This is a genomic window from Geobacillus thermocatenulatus (genome assembly GCF_002217655.1).
Taxonomy (GTDB): domain Bacteria; phylum Bacillota; class Bacilli; order Bacillales; family Anoxybacillaceae; genus Geobacillus; species Geobacillus thermocatenulatus.
The window spans coordinates 213,638-230,022 of the sequence record NZ_NEWK01000002.1; the positions used below are offsets into that span (position 1 = coordinate 213,638).

Sequence of the window (16,385 nt, forward strand, 5' to 3'; positions counted from 1 at the left end):
TTTTGCTTAACCGCATAAAAGCGAAAAAGCACATCTATGAATCAACATCAGAACAGAAAGGTTGTTGTCAACATGGAACAATCCCGTCCCCAGCTGCAAAAAGGACTATTGCCCCGCCACGTTCAGCTGATCGCGTTAGGGGGGATGATCGGCACCGGCATTTTTAAAGGAAGCGCCGAGGCCATTCATATCGCTGGACCAAGCGTCGTGCTCACGTACTTGATCGGCGGCGCGCTGTTGTTTTGGATTATGGCTGCACTGGCCGAGATGGCAATCGCGTACCCGGGATCGAACGTTCAGCACTTGATCCGCCGGGCGTTTGGCTTTCGCCTGTCATGGATCGTCGGCTGGCTGTATTGGCTCAACTGGACGTTGGTCACCGTGGTCGAACTGCTGGCTGCCGGCAGTTTCCTAAGCTATTGGTTTCCGTCTGCGCCGTTATGGCTGCTTGCCCTCCTATGCGCGTGTTTGATCATGGGGTTGAATCTTTTCCCTGTGAAGTATTACGGGGAGGCGGAATTTTGGCTGGCCGGCCTGAAAGTGGCGGCGCTAGTGGTGTTTATCGTGCTCGGAGCGGGCGTATGGATTGGCGTGATCCCAAACGGCATAGGCGGTTCGTTTCCATCCGCGGGCAACGGCGGATGGTTTCCGCACGGGTTTGCCGGAACGCTCAGCGCCTTGCTTGTCGTCATGTTTTCCTATGGAGGGGCGGAGCTGATGGGGGTAGCGGTGACGGAGATGAAAGACGCCGAGCAGGTGATGCCGCGCGTCATCCGCACAACGATTTGGCGGGTCATCGGCTTTTATGTGCTGCCGATGGCCATCATTTGCGGCATCATGCCGTGGAACACCGTTTCGGAAACGAACAGCCCATTTGTCCAAGTGTTGGAAGCCGTCGGGTTGCCCGGAGCGGCCCATGTCATGAACGCGGTGTTGCTTATTGCCGTCTTATCAGCCGCCAATACGGGCGTCTATGCGACTTCTCGGCTGCTTTACACCATGGCTGAACAAGGAGAAGCGAACCGCCGCTTGCAGCGGACGACGAAACACGGGGTTCCGCTGTACGGGATGGGCATGGTTGCCGTCTGCATCGCCGCTGGTGTGGCCGGCGCCTACTTGGCGCCGGGGCGGATCATCGGAGAATTGATGACGATCCCTGGATTTACGGTGCTCATCGTTTGGATGATGATCGGCGCCGCTCAGCTGAAGCTGCGGCCGCACTACAAAACGAAGCCGTTTTTCCAAACGAAAGGATTTCCGTACACAACGATGGCGGCGGTCGGGGCGCTCGGGGCAATTTGGCTTGGCTTTTTGCTTCAAGGAGAGCATCGGATCGGTTCGCTTCTCTGCGTGGCCGTCTTGATTCTCTTATCCATCTATTCCACTGTCAAAGAAAAGCAACATCAAGCAACAAAAGCGCCCGGGCGAACGGCGTAACCAAACCGCCTCTTTTCGCTCGGGCGACGGCTAGAGACGGGCGCTCTTTCATCATGGATGGCGCCCGTCTTCCTTTTTCCGCTCCAAGGGAAATGGCTGTGCGTTTTGCGGAAACACCGATGATGATTCGTTAGTTGGCCGGCGACAGCTCATCTTCGGTCACCCACTTATGGTTGGTCACTTTTTGACCAGTTTCCGTATCGACGTAATCGACCATATACACCGTCGTTTGTTTCGCCGAATCAATGATTGCTTTGGCGCCTTTCATCCCTTCCATGTGATCGGCATTCAAGACAACTTCGTCGCCCGGCTGGAACGGTTTGTCACCGGCGTTTTCGATTTCCTCGTGGATGACCCATTTATGGTTTTTCACTGGTTTCCCGCCTGTGGTTGGGGTATATGTGACCGTATAGACGATCGTGTCAAAGGCACCAGTGACAGTCGCCTTGGCTCCATCCATCCCCGGCATATGGTCGGCGTGGATGATGACTTGGCTTCCGACCGGATACTTTGGATGTTTCGCTTCCTTCAATCCGGCCGGCACCTCTTTGGAGCCCGAGTGATTCATTCCTTCATGCCCGGTGTGAGAAGCCGTATGTTCCTTTGGCGCTTTGTTGTCGTTTGCACCGGTGCAGGCCGATAACAAGAGCGCTGCCATGACCGAAGTTGTACCTAACAACATTTTCCAGTTTTTCATCGTTTTCACCCTCCTTGCTTTGTTAGCATACCCGACATTTGTGCAGATTTTGTGGAGAAACCGCTTTTGTTTCCATTCCCCGCCATCGCGGCGGGCGCACAAGTCGTGACGATCATGCCGACGGCGTCCGGCCATTTGCCGCTAAAGGCCGTATGGCGCCTAGGCTGAACTCCCTTTTGGGCGGGGCTGTTTCACCCCGCTGCTTTTTGCCCTATCTTTCTCCAGACGAACCACAAAAGAACGATCGATGCAACAGCGAGCATCAGTTTACCCGGCCAGGCGGCCTCGAGGAATTGATGGACGGCATACGCTTCCATCCATAAAGCTGGGAGCTTGCCGAGCGAGCTAGCCGTTGCAAACACAGGAAGAGACGTGCGGCCGATGGCAGCAACGAACGTCACCGCGCCTGATGGCACAAACGGCAACAGTCGAAGCGCGAAAATAAGTCCAAATGCCTCCTTGCCACTTGCATGAAGCAACGGCTTCACCTTGGGATGGGAAAGCCATGTCGTCTCGCTCCATCGGCGAAGTCCTTTTCGATACAAGACAAACGAGACGACCGCTCCGATCGCTTCGCCGGCAAACGACACCCAAAAGCCGGGCCAAAATCCGAAAACGGTCAAATTGGCGGCAGTTAAAAAGGCGCTTGGGACGACCCCGAGCACGCTGATCGCCACATTGCAGGCTAGACTCAAGAAGTACGCCGCTCCGCCGTATGCTTGAAGGAACTCAATCATCCGTTCTTCCATTTGGCCCAAACGCCTCTCTTTCCGAAAATGGTTATGACTTGCGCCCTTCCCATTTGTAGCCGACGCCCCAGACCGTCTGCAAATATTCGTCCGCTGGGAACCCCGCTTTCCGCAATTTTTCGCGGATGTTTTTCATGTGGGAATCAACGGTCCTCTCTTCCGTATCAGCGAGATAGCCCCATAGCGATGCGATGATTTGCCCGCGGCTGAACACCTGATTCGGGTGCTTTAACAGCAGCCCCAAAATGGCAAATTCTTTCGGCGTCAACGCAATCGGCTTATCTTCGTAGCGGACCGTATGTTCCTCTTCGTCCCATACAAGCCCGGCCGCGCGAATGGCGGAACGACCGCCGACTGTACGGCGCAGCACCGCTTCAATGCGAGCAAGCAGTTCCGCCTCGTCAAACGGTTTCGTCACATAATCGTCCGCTCCGATTTTCAATCCTTGGACAATATCCGCCGTCTCATCGCGAGCGGTGACCATCATGATCGGCACATTCGAAAACGATCGGATGCGGCGGCACGTTTCCCATCCGTCGAGTTCTGGCATCATGACATCAAGCAACACCAAATCGGCGTGATGGCGCCGCAAATAGTCAATGGCTTCCGCCCCTGAACGCCGTTTCACGCAACGGTAGCCGTTCGGCGCTAAATACAATTCCAATAAATCAAGCATCCGCTCTTCATCATCAACCAACAGCAAGGTATACATCGTTATCCCTCCGGCAGCGTAATGAGGATGGTCGTTCCTTTTCCTTGTTCGCTTCGAGCGGCGATCGTTCCCCCGTGCGCCTCGACGATTTCTTTGGCAATCGCCAAACCGAGTCCGGTCCCACCGCTTGTCCGCGACCGCGATTTGTCAACCCGGTAAAACCGCTCGAAAATCCGGGGCACATCTTCCGGTGGAATACCGGTTCCTTCATCGGATATGGCAATGACGATTCCTTGCTTTTGAAGGTGAACGGCGACGGCCACCGTCGTGCCGGAAAACGCGTACTTTCGTGCATTGTCAAGCACATTGATCATCACTTGCTCGAACCGCTGCCGATCGATCGCAGCCATGACCGAACCGGGGCACTGGCACACAAGCGACAGCGATTTTTCCTGAAACGCGGGGCGCAGTTTTTCACACAATTTTGTCAAAAACGAACAAAGATTCGTCGGCTGCTTTTCAATCTGGAACGAGTGTTGCTCCAGTTTGGCTAATTCAAACAAATCTTTGACCATCTTTTCGATCTTTTCCGCTTCTTCGTAAATGATCGCCATATAGTTCGCCCGTTGCTCCTCAGACAGATGCGGACGTCGGGCAATGTCCGCGTATCCTTTCACATACGTCAGCGGCGTGCGCAATTCATGAGAGATGCTCGCTAGAAATTCGCTCCGCTCTTGTTTCAAATACGCCAAATCGTTGGCCAGCGTTTGAATCGCTCTCCCGAGTTGCGCCAGCTCGTCGTTGCCTTTCATCTCGAGGCGGACGGAAAAATCCCCCCGGCTGAGCGCCTCGGTCGCCTGTTTCATGCGAAGGAGCGGCATCGTGATGGCGCGGGAGAAAAAGGCGATGGTCAACACGGTGATCGCCACCGACAGCACGCCAACGACAATAAAATGATGCTTCAGTTTATACACCATCGTCCGGATCGAGCGGGTGTCTTGAAACATATACACATATCCCCTTGTTTCCCCCCCGATTTGAATCGGGCTGACGGCAGCGATATGCGACGCCCGCTTCCAGTCGGTTTCGACCATCATTCCCCGGCGGGGAATATGACGGCCGTTCGTTAAAGGAATGATGCGCTTGGCAAACGGAACAATGCCGCTAGATGCCGATACAATTCGGCGCCGGGCGTCAGTGATGGCGACATCGGTTTCCGCCTCCGATTCCATCATCACGACATGCGCCAACGTCGTTCGATCGTTATTTTTCTCCAAGACGTTGCGGTGGCTGTTTCCCCGCGCTATCAGTTGCGCGAATTCTTCCTCGATGCGCGCATGGACGAGCGTAGCGTAGAGGGAAACGAACAGCACCATTTCAATGGCCAAGACAAAGGCAAAAAACAGCATTCCGAGTTTCCATGACAGTTTTCGCACGGATTCCTCTCCTCATCCATCAAGCCCGAGTGTCATTTCAATTTTACTATTTTATTTGGCAAATGTGCAGAAAGTGTGGAGATGCGGCTTTGCGCCGCGCCAAAGTGTCTTACCCGCCAAGGAGACAAACCTTGGCGGATGCGTCTTTTTCATTCTTCCTTTATACTAAGAAGCAGACTGTGCTCATGTGGAGACGACAGAAAGGGGTTTATCGATGAAATCGCTCGTGTTAGCGGAAAAGCCGAGCGTCGCCCGCGACATCGCCCGCGTGCTCGGTTGCAAGCAAGCGCATAAACATTATTTTGAAGGAAAGCAGCATATTATCACCTGGGCGCTCGGCCATTTAGTTGAGCTGAAGATGCCGGAAGACTACGACCGGAAATACGAAACATGGCGGCTGGAGGACTTGCCGATCATTCCCAAGCGAATGGGTTTGAAAGTGATCCGGCAAACAAGCCACCAGTTTCGCGCCATTGAACGGTTGGCAAAACGACCGGATGTGAAAGATGTCATCATCGCGACCGACGCGGGCCGCGAGGGGGAACTGGTGGCGCGCTGGATTTTAGAGATGATCGGTTGGACGAAGCCGATTTGGCGTCTATGGATTTCGTCGCAAACCGACCGCGCCATCCGCGACGGCTTCCGCCAACTCAAGCCCGGGGTGCAGTTTGAACGCCTGTATCAATCGGCCGTCTGCCGCGCCGAAGCCGACTGGCTGATCGGGTTAAACGTCTCGCGCGCTTTGACGACCAAATACAACGATCCGCTTTCGGCCGGGCGGGTGCAGACGCCGACGCTTGCGATGATCATCGAGCGCGAACGCGAGATCCAATCGTTCGTTCCCGTGCCATATTGGACGATTCGGGCCAAGATCGGTTCCATCACGGCCGTATGGGAGCGGCATGGCGGACATCGTCTGTTTGACCAAGACGAGGCCAGCGGGCTGATGGCTCGTCTCAAAGGCCAGCCGGCGCGCGTCACATCGATCAAGCGGAAGCGGAAAAGCGAGCCCGCCCCGCTGCCGTATGACTTGACCGAGCTGCAGCGGGACGCGAACAAGCGGTTTGGCTTTTCGGCGAAAAAGACGCTCTCGGTGTTGCAGCGGCTGTATGAACAACACAAACTCGTCACGTACCCGCGCACCGATTCGCGTTATTTGCCAAGCGATATGGAAGCGACGATGACCGAGCGGTTGTTGGCGATGAAATCCGGTTATGAGGACGTCATCGCTCCGCTTCTCGCCAAAGGCAAAGCCAAAGCAGCCAAGCGGGTATTTAACGATGACAAAGTGACCGATCATCACGCCATCGTTCCAACGGATGAGCGGCTCAACCTTAGCAGGCTGTCGACCGATGAGCGTAAGCTGTATGATCTCATCGCCCGCCGTTTTTTGGCGCTTTTTTACCCACCGTACGAATACGAAGCCGTGACCGCCGTTTTAGAGGTGGGCGGCGAGACGTTTGTCGCCAAGGAGACGGCGGTTGTGAACTTCGGATTTAAAGCGGTTCTCGGCAAAGAAGAAACGGATGCCAAACCGACGTTGTCACACCTCGCAGAAGGTCAGACGCTCCCATCGGTGCAGCTTGAGAAGGAACAATCGTTCACCGAACCGCCCGCCCGTTATTCGGAAGCTGATTTGCTCGCGCAAATGGAGAAATACGGGCTCGGCACGCCGGCGACAAGAGCGGACATCATCGAACGGCTGGTCGAAACCGAAGTGGTCGAGCGAAAAGACGGACGGTTTTATCCGACGAAAAAAGGAAAACAGCTGATTGAGCTCGTCAATGAAGAGCTGAAATCGCCGGAATTGACCGCCCGCTGGGAGCGGGAGCTGGAGGCGATCGCCCGCGGGAAAGGAAATCCACAACAATTTTTGGCCAACATCCGCCGGCAAACGCAGCAGCTCGTTGCCGAAATCAAGCAAAGCGAGCAGGTATACAAAGCGCCAAACCTCACGAATCTCACATGCCCAGAATGCGGTGCGCTTTTAAAAGAGCGGAAAACGAAAGACGGACGGATGCTTGTCTGCTCGAACTTAGCGTGCCGCTACCGCCGCCGGCGCGACCCGAAACTGTCGAACCGCCGTTGTCCGCAATGCCACCGGCGTATGGAAATGCATGAAGGAAAAGCAGGACTTTATTTCCAATGCCGCCCGTGCAATATTGTCGAAAAAGCGGACGAGACCAAACGCATCGCCGCAAAAGGAAGCGAACGGGCGCTTCTCAAAAAATACAGTCCGACCAACGAATCGTTTGGCACGAGTTTAGGGGAGCTGCTCAAGCAGGCGTTGAACGAAAAAAAGGAATGAGGTTGCCACACCGCGCTAGGGGCTAATGCCCCTGGCGGTTTCTTTTTCATCTTTGAATCTGAAACCTCCCTCTCATTGCCTCGTATATATAGATAAATCTATCGCAAAGGAGCGATCACGATGTTGAAAAAATGGCTAAAAGCACTTTTCGGCCATCCCCATCATCCGTCGCACTACCATAAACATTACAGCAGCAGCGACCACCATTATTACAACCCGACGTATCATTCGCACCATCACCCGTCCCAGTACGGACACCATCACTACAAAAAGAAACATCATAGCGGCAGCCTCTTCTCAAGCTTCTTCGGCAGCTGATGAAACGTTTGTTCGAACGCCATCCGCTCATCGCCCGCTGGTTTGACCGGCCGCATCGGAACGGAACTATACTTCATGGCCGCTATGAAGTCATCGAAGAGCTCGGGATGGGAAGTTACGGCATCGTCTACAAAGGGCGCGATCACCTGACAGGCCGTCCTGTCGTCATCAAACAAGCGCGGCGGACAAAAGGCGAAGACGGCCGCCGCTTGCTTCAGCGCGAAGCTGACGTGCTCGCCCTCCTGCGCCACCCGCAAATTCCGAGGCTGTATGATCGGTTTGTGGAGCGTGGACAGCCGCATCTCGTGATGGAGTATATCGACGGAGAAACGGTGGAAGACCGGATTTTCAAACTGGAAGCCAAGTACACGGAACAAGAGGCGTTTCGATTGTTAAAGGAGCATTCCCGTTAGGAGCTTTTCCGGGGACTTGATCAAAAAAAGCCCTCTTGGTATGATGCAGGGGTGTCAAACAACACCTACCATCATGCCAAGGAGGACTTCAGATGAATTGTACACAAAACCGACGGGACAGGCGATTTTTCAGCTGTTTCAATATGTGAACGTCGTCCTGTTCAAGCTGCCGGATGGGCGCATCCAACGCTCACTGGATCGCTCCCTTACCCCTGATCAGCGAAGGATTCTGCAGGGGTTGGGGCTGGATGAGAGCATTTACGTGTAACGTCATACGGAACGACCAGCGATGGTAAAAAAAGGATTGCCATCGCTCGTTGTGTTGGTCAAAAAGTTATTCTGAAAAACTAAATAAAAAATCCTTTGTTTTGACCTTGTTAGGGTGCGAAATGTGAGGATAGCTACGATTTTTATTTTCGAGTGTTTCATTAATTTTTTTCTCCCGAGTTCAACAGTTTGAAGTCCATTTTAGGAAAACAAAATTTGAAAAATCCTGTTCTATTGAGGGTTTGAAAATTACTAGTCTAGAATGTAAATTAGCACATTATTTCAGAATCCCTTTTTCAAATTATTTCGGACGGATTCGGAAATAATGTGCAAAATCTTTGCGAATTATTCCAGGTTTTGCAGATTATTTCCGAACATTTGCACATTATTTCGGATGATTAACTAGAATGAGGATGGATCGGGATGAAACATAACAGGGGCCGATCAGCCCCTGCTGTGTCAGTACCCCATTTCTTCGGCTGCCATACGCACAATGTCTTCGTCAATCATATGTTTTTTTAATTGAGCGCCGTATAACAGGCAAGTGGTGGCGAGGTTGTTGATGATCCGCGGCCACCCCTGCGACTGCAGGGCGATCGCTTCTAAGGCAGCTGGGGTAAAAATCGGGTGTTTCGCCCCCGCCTGTTTCAGGCGGTGTTCGATATATCCTACCACTTCTTCCTTATCAAGAGGCCCCATCTGGTATCGCATGATGATTCGTTGGTGAAGCGGACGGTGTTGATTCAACCGTAGTTTTGCCTGTAAATGGGGCAGCCCCGCCAAAATCAAGACAAACGGATTTGTTGAGTCCATGTGAAAGTTGAACAGGATCGCGATATCCTGCAGAAAGGCATCCTTCGCTAAATGCATTTCATCGAGGATGAACACTGACGTTACCCGTTGTTCAAGATACAAGCGCTCGATCCCTTGTTGGATTTGATAAAACAAGTCGACCTTGCGGTATTTCGGCTCTTCCCCGAGCCCGAAGGCAAGGCCGCGATAAAAGTCCATCACGCTTCCCGTTGACAATGGAAAATAAACGACGTGATACAGTGACGGATTCAGGGATTCCTTAAACGCCCGAAGGGCGAATGTCTTGCCGGCCCCTGGTTCACCGATCAATAGCCCGATCCCTCTTGTTCGTTTCACGTAGTCCAAAGCGGCGAGGGCCTCTTGATACGAGGCCCCTTGATAAGCCTCTGGTGGATTCGTCTCCTTCGAAAACGGCTCTCGGGAAAGGGAATAAAACGTTTTATACATCGTTTTCGCCTCCCTCTACCGGGACCGCCGCAAACGGTGACCGATGGCGTTTCACATAGGCATTGTCCTCGAAGCGAACAAGGACCGCTTCGGCGACCCGTTGACCGTCTTCGTACACATACACGCCTTGTTCATCATAACGGAGTTCGATCGATTGTCCGATGAACCGGGGCGGAACTTCATACAGCTGCTTGTTCAACGTGACCGTACCATCGGCCTTCACTTTACGGTATTCGCGTTTCAAAAAGATCGAGTCGAGCCAATCCGAATCCTCGACGAACGACACCAAATGGACTTGCGATTGAAACACTTCATGTGGCGTCTTCCCGTTCAACGAGGCATGCGGTTTTCGATGGTAATCTTCCTCCAACCACTTCCAAAATCGCTCGTTTAGCTCTTCGAGCGACTTCGGTGAATTCATTTCGAGCAACGGGTAAAACCGCGTCTGTACGGTGCGGAAAAATCGTTCGATTTTCCCTTTGCTTTGCGGATCGTACGGCTGGGTATGGATCAAGGTGATCCCTAACTCCGCGCAGGCGTACTGCAAGGGTTCCGCCCGATAAATCTTGCCGTTATCCGAGTAAATTCGCTTCGGCTTTCCGTATCGAAGCAGCGCTTCCTTGGTTACGATCCGCAACCCGTCAAATTTCTCGGAAGAGAAAAACTGAGCGTACGGCACGACCCGCGAGCAGTCATCGATATAGGCAATCAAAAACGTTTTTTGCGTTTTGCCATTCACGCGAATCAACGGGCCATGGGACAAATCACCTTGCCAGAGCTCATTGACCTGATCGTACGCGAATCGTTTTCGTTCAGGAATCGGTAAAATTTCTTTCCCCACGAGGTTGTATTTTTTTAAAAGTCGGTATATAGTGAAATAAGAGATGGATTGGATTTCCCCCTGCTCGATAAGGTGTTGGTAAAACACCGTCACGGGCATGTGGGGGTGTTTTTTTCTCAGGGCTAAAATGTGATCCTCTTCTTCAGGTGACAGCCTCCGGGAATGGCCACGGTCCGACCGTCGTTTCGGCTTCAGTGCCTCAAAGCCCCCTTTTTTGTACTGCGTGCACCAGTCGAGGATCGTTTTGGCGGCGATGCGTTTCTCTCCATGGTGGGGAACTTGATGGATCCGTTCCGCTACTTCCTTCAAGTACGTTTTTGGATCGACTTGTCCATTCACCAATGGAGCGATCAATCCATACCGAAATAAAGCGATCTCCTGTCTCATCGACTCATTCATTTCGATCTCCTCCTTCGTTCATCCCATTCTAGGACCTTATCGGTCCATCCTGTCTCTATCCTATCGGATCATTCCCCCGACCGTCGAGAGGAAAGGTTTGTGGAATCTATAAATGATTCCATATAAGGGGATATAAGTAAAATCAGGAACTGAATGTACGTGCAAAAAGATGCGTCGATCGGTGCTCCCATATCTCTTGGATGACGAAAAAGAGGCCGATCTCCTCCATCGTCTGGATCCACCATAGGGCTCGTTCTCTCGCTTGGGCGATGGCAGGACCAATTTTTCTCCAGCGCTCCGCAAAAAACCAATGAAGGTGGTTCAAATTTCGGAATAAACGTCGGACATAAAATAAAACCCCTTCATCCGTAGGAAGGAGTGGAGCCTCCTCCATCCCCCGTTTCGGAGTCAGGCCCAACCGTTCTTTCACCACTCTCCATATGGTGGGCAACGTATACTGAAAATAAGGGAGAAGAAATGAAGGCAACACGGCCACCGTCCTCCTGCACTCCGGGCAGCGATACCGAGCGATCCAAATGCGATAAGACTGATGCGACGTCACGGCATTTCGTTCGTAGTACCCATGGCGATAAAGAGGGCGTTTTGCCTGGCAATGAGGGCACCGCTTAAGAAGGGGAAAGTCGTTTTGTTTTCCCCGCTGGGCATATGTCTGGACATCGACCTGAAAGTCATGAAACCGAATCACGTCCTCGTCCCCCCTCTGGAAATCACCCATGTCCCATTCCGAAATAATTCACAAAAAATTTAGCACATTCTTTCGGAAAGGGGGAGAGGGATATTCCGAAGGAATGTGCAAAAAAGAGTCTTTTTTGTGCGGAAATAAAGTGATAATTTACACTTTCATAGGCATACGTTTTACCAAATTAATCCTTATTAATATGATTCACTCGCAAGCTCGTTCCATTAGCATATAAAATCGAGGAAGCAATAAGGGCTTCTTCAGTCTTATCTTTCCGATCGATTCATCCACATGAAATCAGCTTAGAATAGTTCCAATGTTTATTGAGAAATAAAAGCACAGAGATTTACAGAGAATTTAGTTTGCACCAACTTTACATGGAGTAATAGGCAACGATCGATCAATTGGGGACTTCGTTTTGTCTTGCAACCCCATCCTGAAATCGCAACCTCGAATGTATTTCGTTGGATTCAAGGGTTTGTCTAGGGTTTCTTTCAGATTTCGCTTCTCCATGGACACCCTTGCCTTTGACTGATGATTCACATATCCCAACATCCCCCGACGCCCATAGAGGACTTTCACCGCCTAGTTCATCGACCTACCCGGCACACAATAAAAATCGCAGTTGTAAAATTAAACAACTGCGATTTTATAAAATGGAAATTATGGTTTATAAACTTGAATTCCACCATATGAACTTACATCTTTTTCAGGCGTATTATAGTGTCTGACAGAATATTCACCTGGTCCAGGCTTAAATACTTTCTCAACATACCGCTCACTTCCACTAATTGTCCCCTTATACCATTCGACACCGTTTTTAAATATCTTATAAGTCGTACTTTTACGAGGAGCATTATAGTAATAATAAATGCCCACATGTAACTCTTGTCCACTTTCAACTGTTACTCGAGAAGTAGTTGCGCTACTTTCCCCTACGCGTAAATTAAGTCCTGATTGTTCAACTAAAACTGCGGCATAGGCACTAGTAATTGTAATGATCGAAAGAACTAATGAAGCTAAGATAATTAGTAGATTCTTTTTCTTCTTGCTAAATGTCATTTTGCCAAATCCCCTTTCTTTTTTTATTATTTTTTAAATAATTATACAATGGAAACTATGTCGAAATTTGTTACAATTTGTATTATGTCGAAAAATAGTAATATTTTACTATTAGATACCAATTCTCTATCGATATAGGATTTGAAGCCAAGCATAACTTAAAATTGTCGATCATATTTACTCTTATTGAAAAAAGTGAGGAAAATCCTATAGCATAAACGGTGTGAACGAACTCCTTCATCGCCATGGATATTACGAGAAGAATGCCGTTGTAAGAGATCAAACGTATTGCATTTGGCTCCCCCGTTATTGGTGTTCCGAATGCCAGGGACGGTACTCCCCCCTTTCTCCTTCCCTATTTCCAATACACGATCCCAATGATTTTCTCCTATGTCAAAGAGCGATTAGCCTTGATCCGACAAAGAGGGATCCGTTTGTCCCCGTCCTTTCTGACCTGACAGGGCGTATCATTTTAGATATGACGCTCGAACAAGCGGCGGAAGCAGTAATGGCATGGGTTCGGCAATCTAATATGGCGGTCAGCGTTATAGAGAAAAAAACGGAATCGGAGCGTTATAACGATGATATACAAGCGCTAAAAGAAATGGTCGCCAAACAGAACGAGTTGCTAAAAGAACTCATGATGAGGCTGGATCAGCAACAAAAATACATAGAGGAAAACCTAAAGAAAAGGGATGAACTTCTTATGCAGTCCCTAAAGGAGTCCATGGAGACACGCAAAATGATCGCGGCGGCCAAAGAGGAAGAAGGGAAAAAGAAAGGGTTTTGGGCCCGTCTGTTTGGTAAATAAGTCTGTTCATCAAATTGATGAATAGTTAGGGTCTGGAATCCGCAAATTGCGGACTCGCATCAAATACCATAACGGCGATATAACGCTATAAGCGACACAATTAAAGAGGGTGTCCCCAAAGTTGAGGACACCCTTAAAATTTAGGAGAAAATATCGGAGCAGAGTAAGGCGAATATCGCCCGATTATCGTAGTATCCAATGTTTGCCGTTATCCGAGTAAATTCGCTTCGGCTTTCCGTATCGAAGCAACGCTTCTTTGGTCACGATCCGCAACCCGTCAAATTTCTCGGAAGAGAAAAACTGAGCGTACGGCACGACCCGCGAGCAGTCATCGATATAGGCAATTAAAAGCGTTTTTTGTGTTTTGCCATTCACACGAATCAACGGGCCATGGGACAAATCATCTTGCCAGAGCTCATTGACCTGATAGTACGCGAAATGTTTTCCTTCCGACCTTTTTATTTAGAGGAAATTTTTTATTTCTTCTCGCATAATCAGCTCTAAGTAAAATGCTTCACACAAAATTTTATACATCATCTATTGCTCAATCATTATTATGTGTGAGTAAAATATTTGTGGGTGACATTCCGAAATGATCCCCGACGAGGGTTGCGAACTTTTGTTCGCGACACTCGTCGGGGCCACCAAGCGAAGCGCGGTAGAAAAAAGCAAATGTCATGCAAACGCACCCTAGGTCTGTAAGATATCCACAAAACTGAAAAAGGATGTAAGGGATTTTGTCGAAAAATATTTTTTGGACACCCCTGAGAGGCCGAAAAGCCTTGATAGATCAACATTTCTAGAGGGAGGTGCTTGAGGTCGTCCGGAACGTCCATGCTTTCGGCATCGTCCACCGCGATTTGCGCATCCCGAACATCATTTGGCGCGATGGAGCGGCGGTGATCATCGATTTCGGCTTGGCCTGCCGCATCGGCGAGCCAGTGGATTTCCACGATGACGACCCGCTTGAGAAGCGGCTGCGGCGCGAACCGCATCCACGGAGCGATTTCTATGCCCTTGGACACTTCACCTTGTTTTTATTGTATTCTACCTATGAACCGACAAGTGACGAGGAAAAAAGCTGGGAAGAAGAGCTCGATTTATCGCCAAACGCTCGTCGGATCTTGCGGAAAATGCTGCAGCTGGATGCGCCGTATGACCATGTTGACGAGTTGATCGACGACGTGGATCAGTTGCTCGCAGAACCCATCCGGAATCAAGCAGGGGCGCTTTGACGTTTGATCGCACCGTTCCCCGACCAGCCACCCCTTTTCCCCATTTGGAAAGGGGGCTGTTTCATTTGAGGCGAAGTGAAAACAAAATACGCCCCGTTTCTCGCTGATGGAGAAACAGGGCGCAGCGCTCTTTTGGCACTGCCGCTCGCTTATTTTCCTTGGAACACCGGGCTCCGTTTCTCTTTAAACGCCGCCACCCCTTCGCGATGGTCTTCGGTTTCCACCATCAGCCCTTGAACGAGACGCTCTTCTTCGAGAATCTCCTCGAGTGTCGCGGTCAGCGCGTGCTCAATCAGCCGTTTTTGTTTTCCGATGGCTTTCGTGGGCCCGCACGCCAGCTTCGAGGCGAGCGATTCTGTCGCCTCGCGCAGTTTCTCAGCTGGGACGACCTCGCTTAGGACGCCCAATTCATACAGGCGACGGGCTGGAATCGGATCGGCGGTGAAGAAAAACTGTTTCGCCAAATGCGGACCGACAAGCCGCGGGAGCCAATACGACCCGCCACCGTCGGAGACAAGGCCGACTTTCGCAAAGCTCAAAATGAATTGACTGTCTTCGGCCGCGAGGATCAAATCACACGCCAGCGCGAGGTTAAATCCCGCCCCGGCAGCGAATCCGTGCACCGCGGCCATGATCGGTTTTTCGCATCGTTGCATAGTCAGAATGAGCCGATTAAGTCGGCCGATATGCTCATACGCCTGCGAGGCGCTTGATTGCCCCATCGTTTTTACATCCCCGCCGGCGCAAAACGCCCGCCCAGCGCCGGATAAGACGATGACGCGGACGGCATCATCCGCCGCGGCGCGTTCGATTTCATCCGTCAGTCCGGCAATCATCTCCGGGCTGAAGGCATTGAGCCGCTCCGGGCGATTCAGCGTCAACCATAATACAGAACCGGATTGTTCCACAAGCAAATGCGAGGTTTCCATATTCCTTTGCTCTCCCTTTCCATTTTGGACTTTTCCGTTTCATTTGATGAGCCATCCGCCATCCACCAACACATCAGAGCCGGTCATGTACGACGCTTCCGGTGAGGCAAGAAACGCAATGACGTTCGCAACTTCTTCCGGTTGCCCAACTCGCCCCAAGGCAGTGTTGCGCTCGATGGCTTTCACAAACCGCTCGTTTTGCAGTCCGCGCTCGGTAAGCGGCGTCTCGACAAAACCGGGCGAGACGGAATTGACGCGGATACCATACGGCGCCAGCTCCAAAGCGAGCGATTTGGTCAAGTTGATGACCCCTGCTTTCGCCGCGCTGTAGTGCGGAATTTCCGCCCCGGCCTGATGGCCGGACAATGACGCTACGTTCACAATCGCCCGATTGGCGCGCTCGCGTTTTGCCCCTTCGATCATCAGCGAAGCGAACGCCTGCGACACAAGAAACACGCTTTTGATGTTGATGCGTTGGACGTCATCCCACTCTTGTTCCGTCAACTCAAGCCATCTCGCATGAGTGGAGATGCCGGCGTTATTGACAAGCACATGCAAGTCGCCGTACCGCTGTCGGACATACTCGGCCAATGCTTGCACTTGTTCGCGGTCGGTGACATCCGCCGCAAACCGGTCAACGCCCCCCGGCGTCCCGAGACGTGCGATTTCTTCTGCAGCCTCCTCCAGTTTCGCTGCTGTACGGCCGACAAGCACGACAGCGGCGCCTTCTTTCGCCAAACGGAGAGCCGCCGCCTTGCCGATGCCGCTGCCTCCTCCTGTGACCACGGCCACGGTATTCAAAAAACGCATCGTTTTCCTCTCCCCTCATTTCTGTTGCTAGCCTAGCGGTTAGGGCGTGCCCTTCTTTTTT

15 protein-coding genes and 3 pseudogenes are annotated in these 16,385 nt (G+C 51.3%); 7 read left to right on the forward strand and 11 right to left on the reverse strand.

The window, feature by feature from the left end; translation table 11 throughout:
* Positions 1 to 72: 72 nt before the first annotated feature.
* A complete protein-coding gene (locus B9L19_RS09890; protein WP_047753125.1) occupies positions 73 to 1,437 on the forward strand; it encodes an amino acid permease in 1,365 nt (454 codons plus the stop codon).
* A gap of 130 nt (positions 1,438 to 1,567) precedes the next feature.
* Here B9L19_RS09890 and B9L19_RS09895 read toward each other — a convergent pair whose 3' ends face one another.
* From B9L19_RS09895 to B9L19_RS09910, 4 genes are all read right to left on the reverse strand, one after another.
* Positions 1,568 to 2,134: a YdhK family protein gene (locus tag B9L19_RS09895; RefSeq protein ID WP_025950592.1), complete on the reverse strand. Its 567-nt coding sequence runs from the start codon at positions 2,132 to 2,134 to the stop codon at positions 1,568 to 1,570.
* Between the two features lie 191 nt (positions 2,135 to 2,325).
* Entirely contained in the window at positions 2,326 to 2,883 is a 558-nt protein-coding gene (locus tag B9L19_RS09900; RefSeq protein ID WP_047753126.1) for a TVP38/TMEM64 family protein, read from the reverse strand.
* 31 nt (positions 2,884 to 2,914) lie between these two features.
* Entirely contained in the window at positions 2,915 to 3,595 is a 681-nt protein-coding gene (locus B9L19_RS09905) for a response regulator transcription factor (RefSeq protein ID WP_025950590.1), read from the reverse strand.
* Positions 3,596 to 3,597: 2 nt separating this feature from the next.
* Positions 3,598 to 4,971 carry a sensor histidine kinase gene (locus B9L19_RS09910; protein WP_025950589.1) on the reverse strand — a complete coding sequence of 458 codons (1,374 nt, stop codon included), beginning with the start codon at positions 4,969 to 4,971 and terminating at the stop codon, positions 3,598 to 3,600.
* Between the two features lie 214 nt (positions 4,972 to 5,185).
* On the opposite strand from B9L19_RS09910, the gene B9L19_RS09915 reads away from it, so the two are divergent.
* The 4 genes and pseudogenes from B9L19_RS09915 (at position 5,186) to B9L19_RS09930 (ending at position 8,278) form a co-directional block, all read left to right on the forward strand.
* On the forward strand, positions 5,186 to 7,279 hold the full coding sequence (locus tag B9L19_RS09915; protein WP_025950588.1) for a DNA topoisomerase III: 2,094 nt from the start codon (positions 5,186 to 5,188) through the stop codon (positions 7,277 to 7,279).
* Positions 7,280 to 7,399: 120 nt separating this feature from the next.
* Positions 7,400 to 7,597 (forward strand): hypothetical protein, encoded by a 198-nt coding sequence (locus tag B9L19_RS09920; protein WP_047753127.1) that lies wholly within the window; start codon positions 7,400 to 7,402, stop codon positions 7,595 to 7,597.
* Positions 7,597 to 7,998, forward strand: a pseudogene (locus B9L19_RS09925) (serine/threonine protein kinase); the annotation flags it as partial. The gene B9L19_RS09920 and the pseudogene B9L19_RS09925, both read left to right, overlap by 1 nt.
* A gap of 109 nt (positions 7,999 to 8,107) precedes the next feature.
* On the forward strand, positions 8,108 to 8,278 hold the full coding sequence (locus tag B9L19_RS09930; protein ID WP_249044218.1) for a hypothetical protein: 171 nt from the start codon (positions 8,108 to 8,110) through the stop codon (positions 8,276 to 8,278).
* Positions 8,279 to 8,736: 458 nt separating this feature from the next.
* Here B9L19_RS09930 and B9L19_RS09935 read toward each other — a convergent pair whose 3' ends face one another.
* From B9L19_RS09935 to B9L19_RS09950, 4 genes are all read right to left on the reverse strand, one after another.
* Positions 8,737 to 9,537, reverse strand: coding sequence for an ExeA family protein (locus B9L19_RS09935; RefSeq protein WP_014196900.1), 801 nt, complete (start codon positions 9,535 to 9,537; stop codon positions 8,737 to 8,739).
* On the reverse strand, positions 9,530 to 10,777 hold the full coding sequence (locus tag B9L19_RS09940; RefSeq protein ID WP_011229853.1) for an IS481 family transposase: 1,248 nt from the start codon (positions 10,775 to 10,777) through the stop codon (positions 9,530 to 9,532). Before B9L19_RS09940 ends, B9L19_RS09935 begins: the two co-directional genes overlap by 8 nt.
* 142 nt (positions 10,778 to 10,919) lie before the next feature.
* Positions 10,920 to 11,483 carry a DUF6431 domain-containing protein gene (locus tag B9L19_RS19380; protein WP_011229674.1) on the reverse strand — a complete coding sequence of 188 codons (564 nt, stop codon included), beginning with the start codon at positions 11,481 to 11,483 and terminating at the stop codon, positions 10,920 to 10,922.
* A 657-nt stretch (positions 11,484 to 12,140) separates the two neighbouring features.
* On the reverse strand, positions 12,141 to 12,539 hold the full coding sequence (locus tag B9L19_RS09950) for a hypothetical protein (RefSeq protein ID WP_021321441.1): 399 nt from the start codon (positions 12,537 to 12,539) through the stop codon (positions 12,141 to 12,143).
* 478 nt (positions 12,540 to 13,017) lie between these two features.
* Here B9L19_RS09950 and B9L19_RS09955 point away from each other — a divergent pair, with 478 nt between their 5' ends.
* Positions 13,018 to 13,350 carry a DUF3967 domain-containing protein gene (locus B9L19_RS09955; RefSeq protein ID WP_021321442.1) on the forward strand — a complete coding sequence of 111 codons (333 nt, stop codon included), beginning with the start codon at positions 13,018 to 13,020 and terminating at the stop codon, positions 13,348 to 13,350.
* Between the two features lie 201 nt (positions 13,351 to 13,551).
* Here the strand turns inward: B9L19_RS09955 and B9L19_RS09960 are convergent.
* A pseudogene (locus tag B9L19_RS09960) lies at positions 13,552 to 13,800 on the reverse strand (IS481 family transposase); the annotation flags it as partial.
* 353 nt (positions 13,801 to 14,153) lie between these two features.
* Here B9L19_RS09960 and B9L19_RS09965 point away from each other — a divergent pair.
* Positions 14,154 to 14,585 (forward strand): annotated as a pseudogene (locus B9L19_RS09965) (protein kinase domain-containing protein); the annotation flags it as partial.
* 149 nt (positions 14,586 to 14,734) lie between these two features.
* Here B9L19_RS09965 and B9L19_RS09970 read toward each other — a convergent pair.
* The gene (locus B9L19_RS09970; RefSeq protein WP_025950586.1) at positions 14,735 to 15,514 is read right to left on the reverse strand and encodes an enoyl-CoA hydratase/isomerase family protein; all 780 of its coding nucleotides are present in this window, start codon (positions 15,512 to 15,514) and stop codon (positions 14,735 to 14,737) included.
* 39 nt (positions 15,515 to 15,553) lie between these two features.
* Positions 15,554 to 16,324: an SDR family NAD(P)-dependent oxidoreductase gene (locus tag B9L19_RS09975; RefSeq protein WP_025950585.1), complete on the reverse strand. Its 771-nt coding sequence runs from the start codon at positions 16,322 to 16,324 to the stop codon at positions 15,554 to 15,556.
* Positions 16,325 to 16,385: the final 61 nt, after the last annotated feature.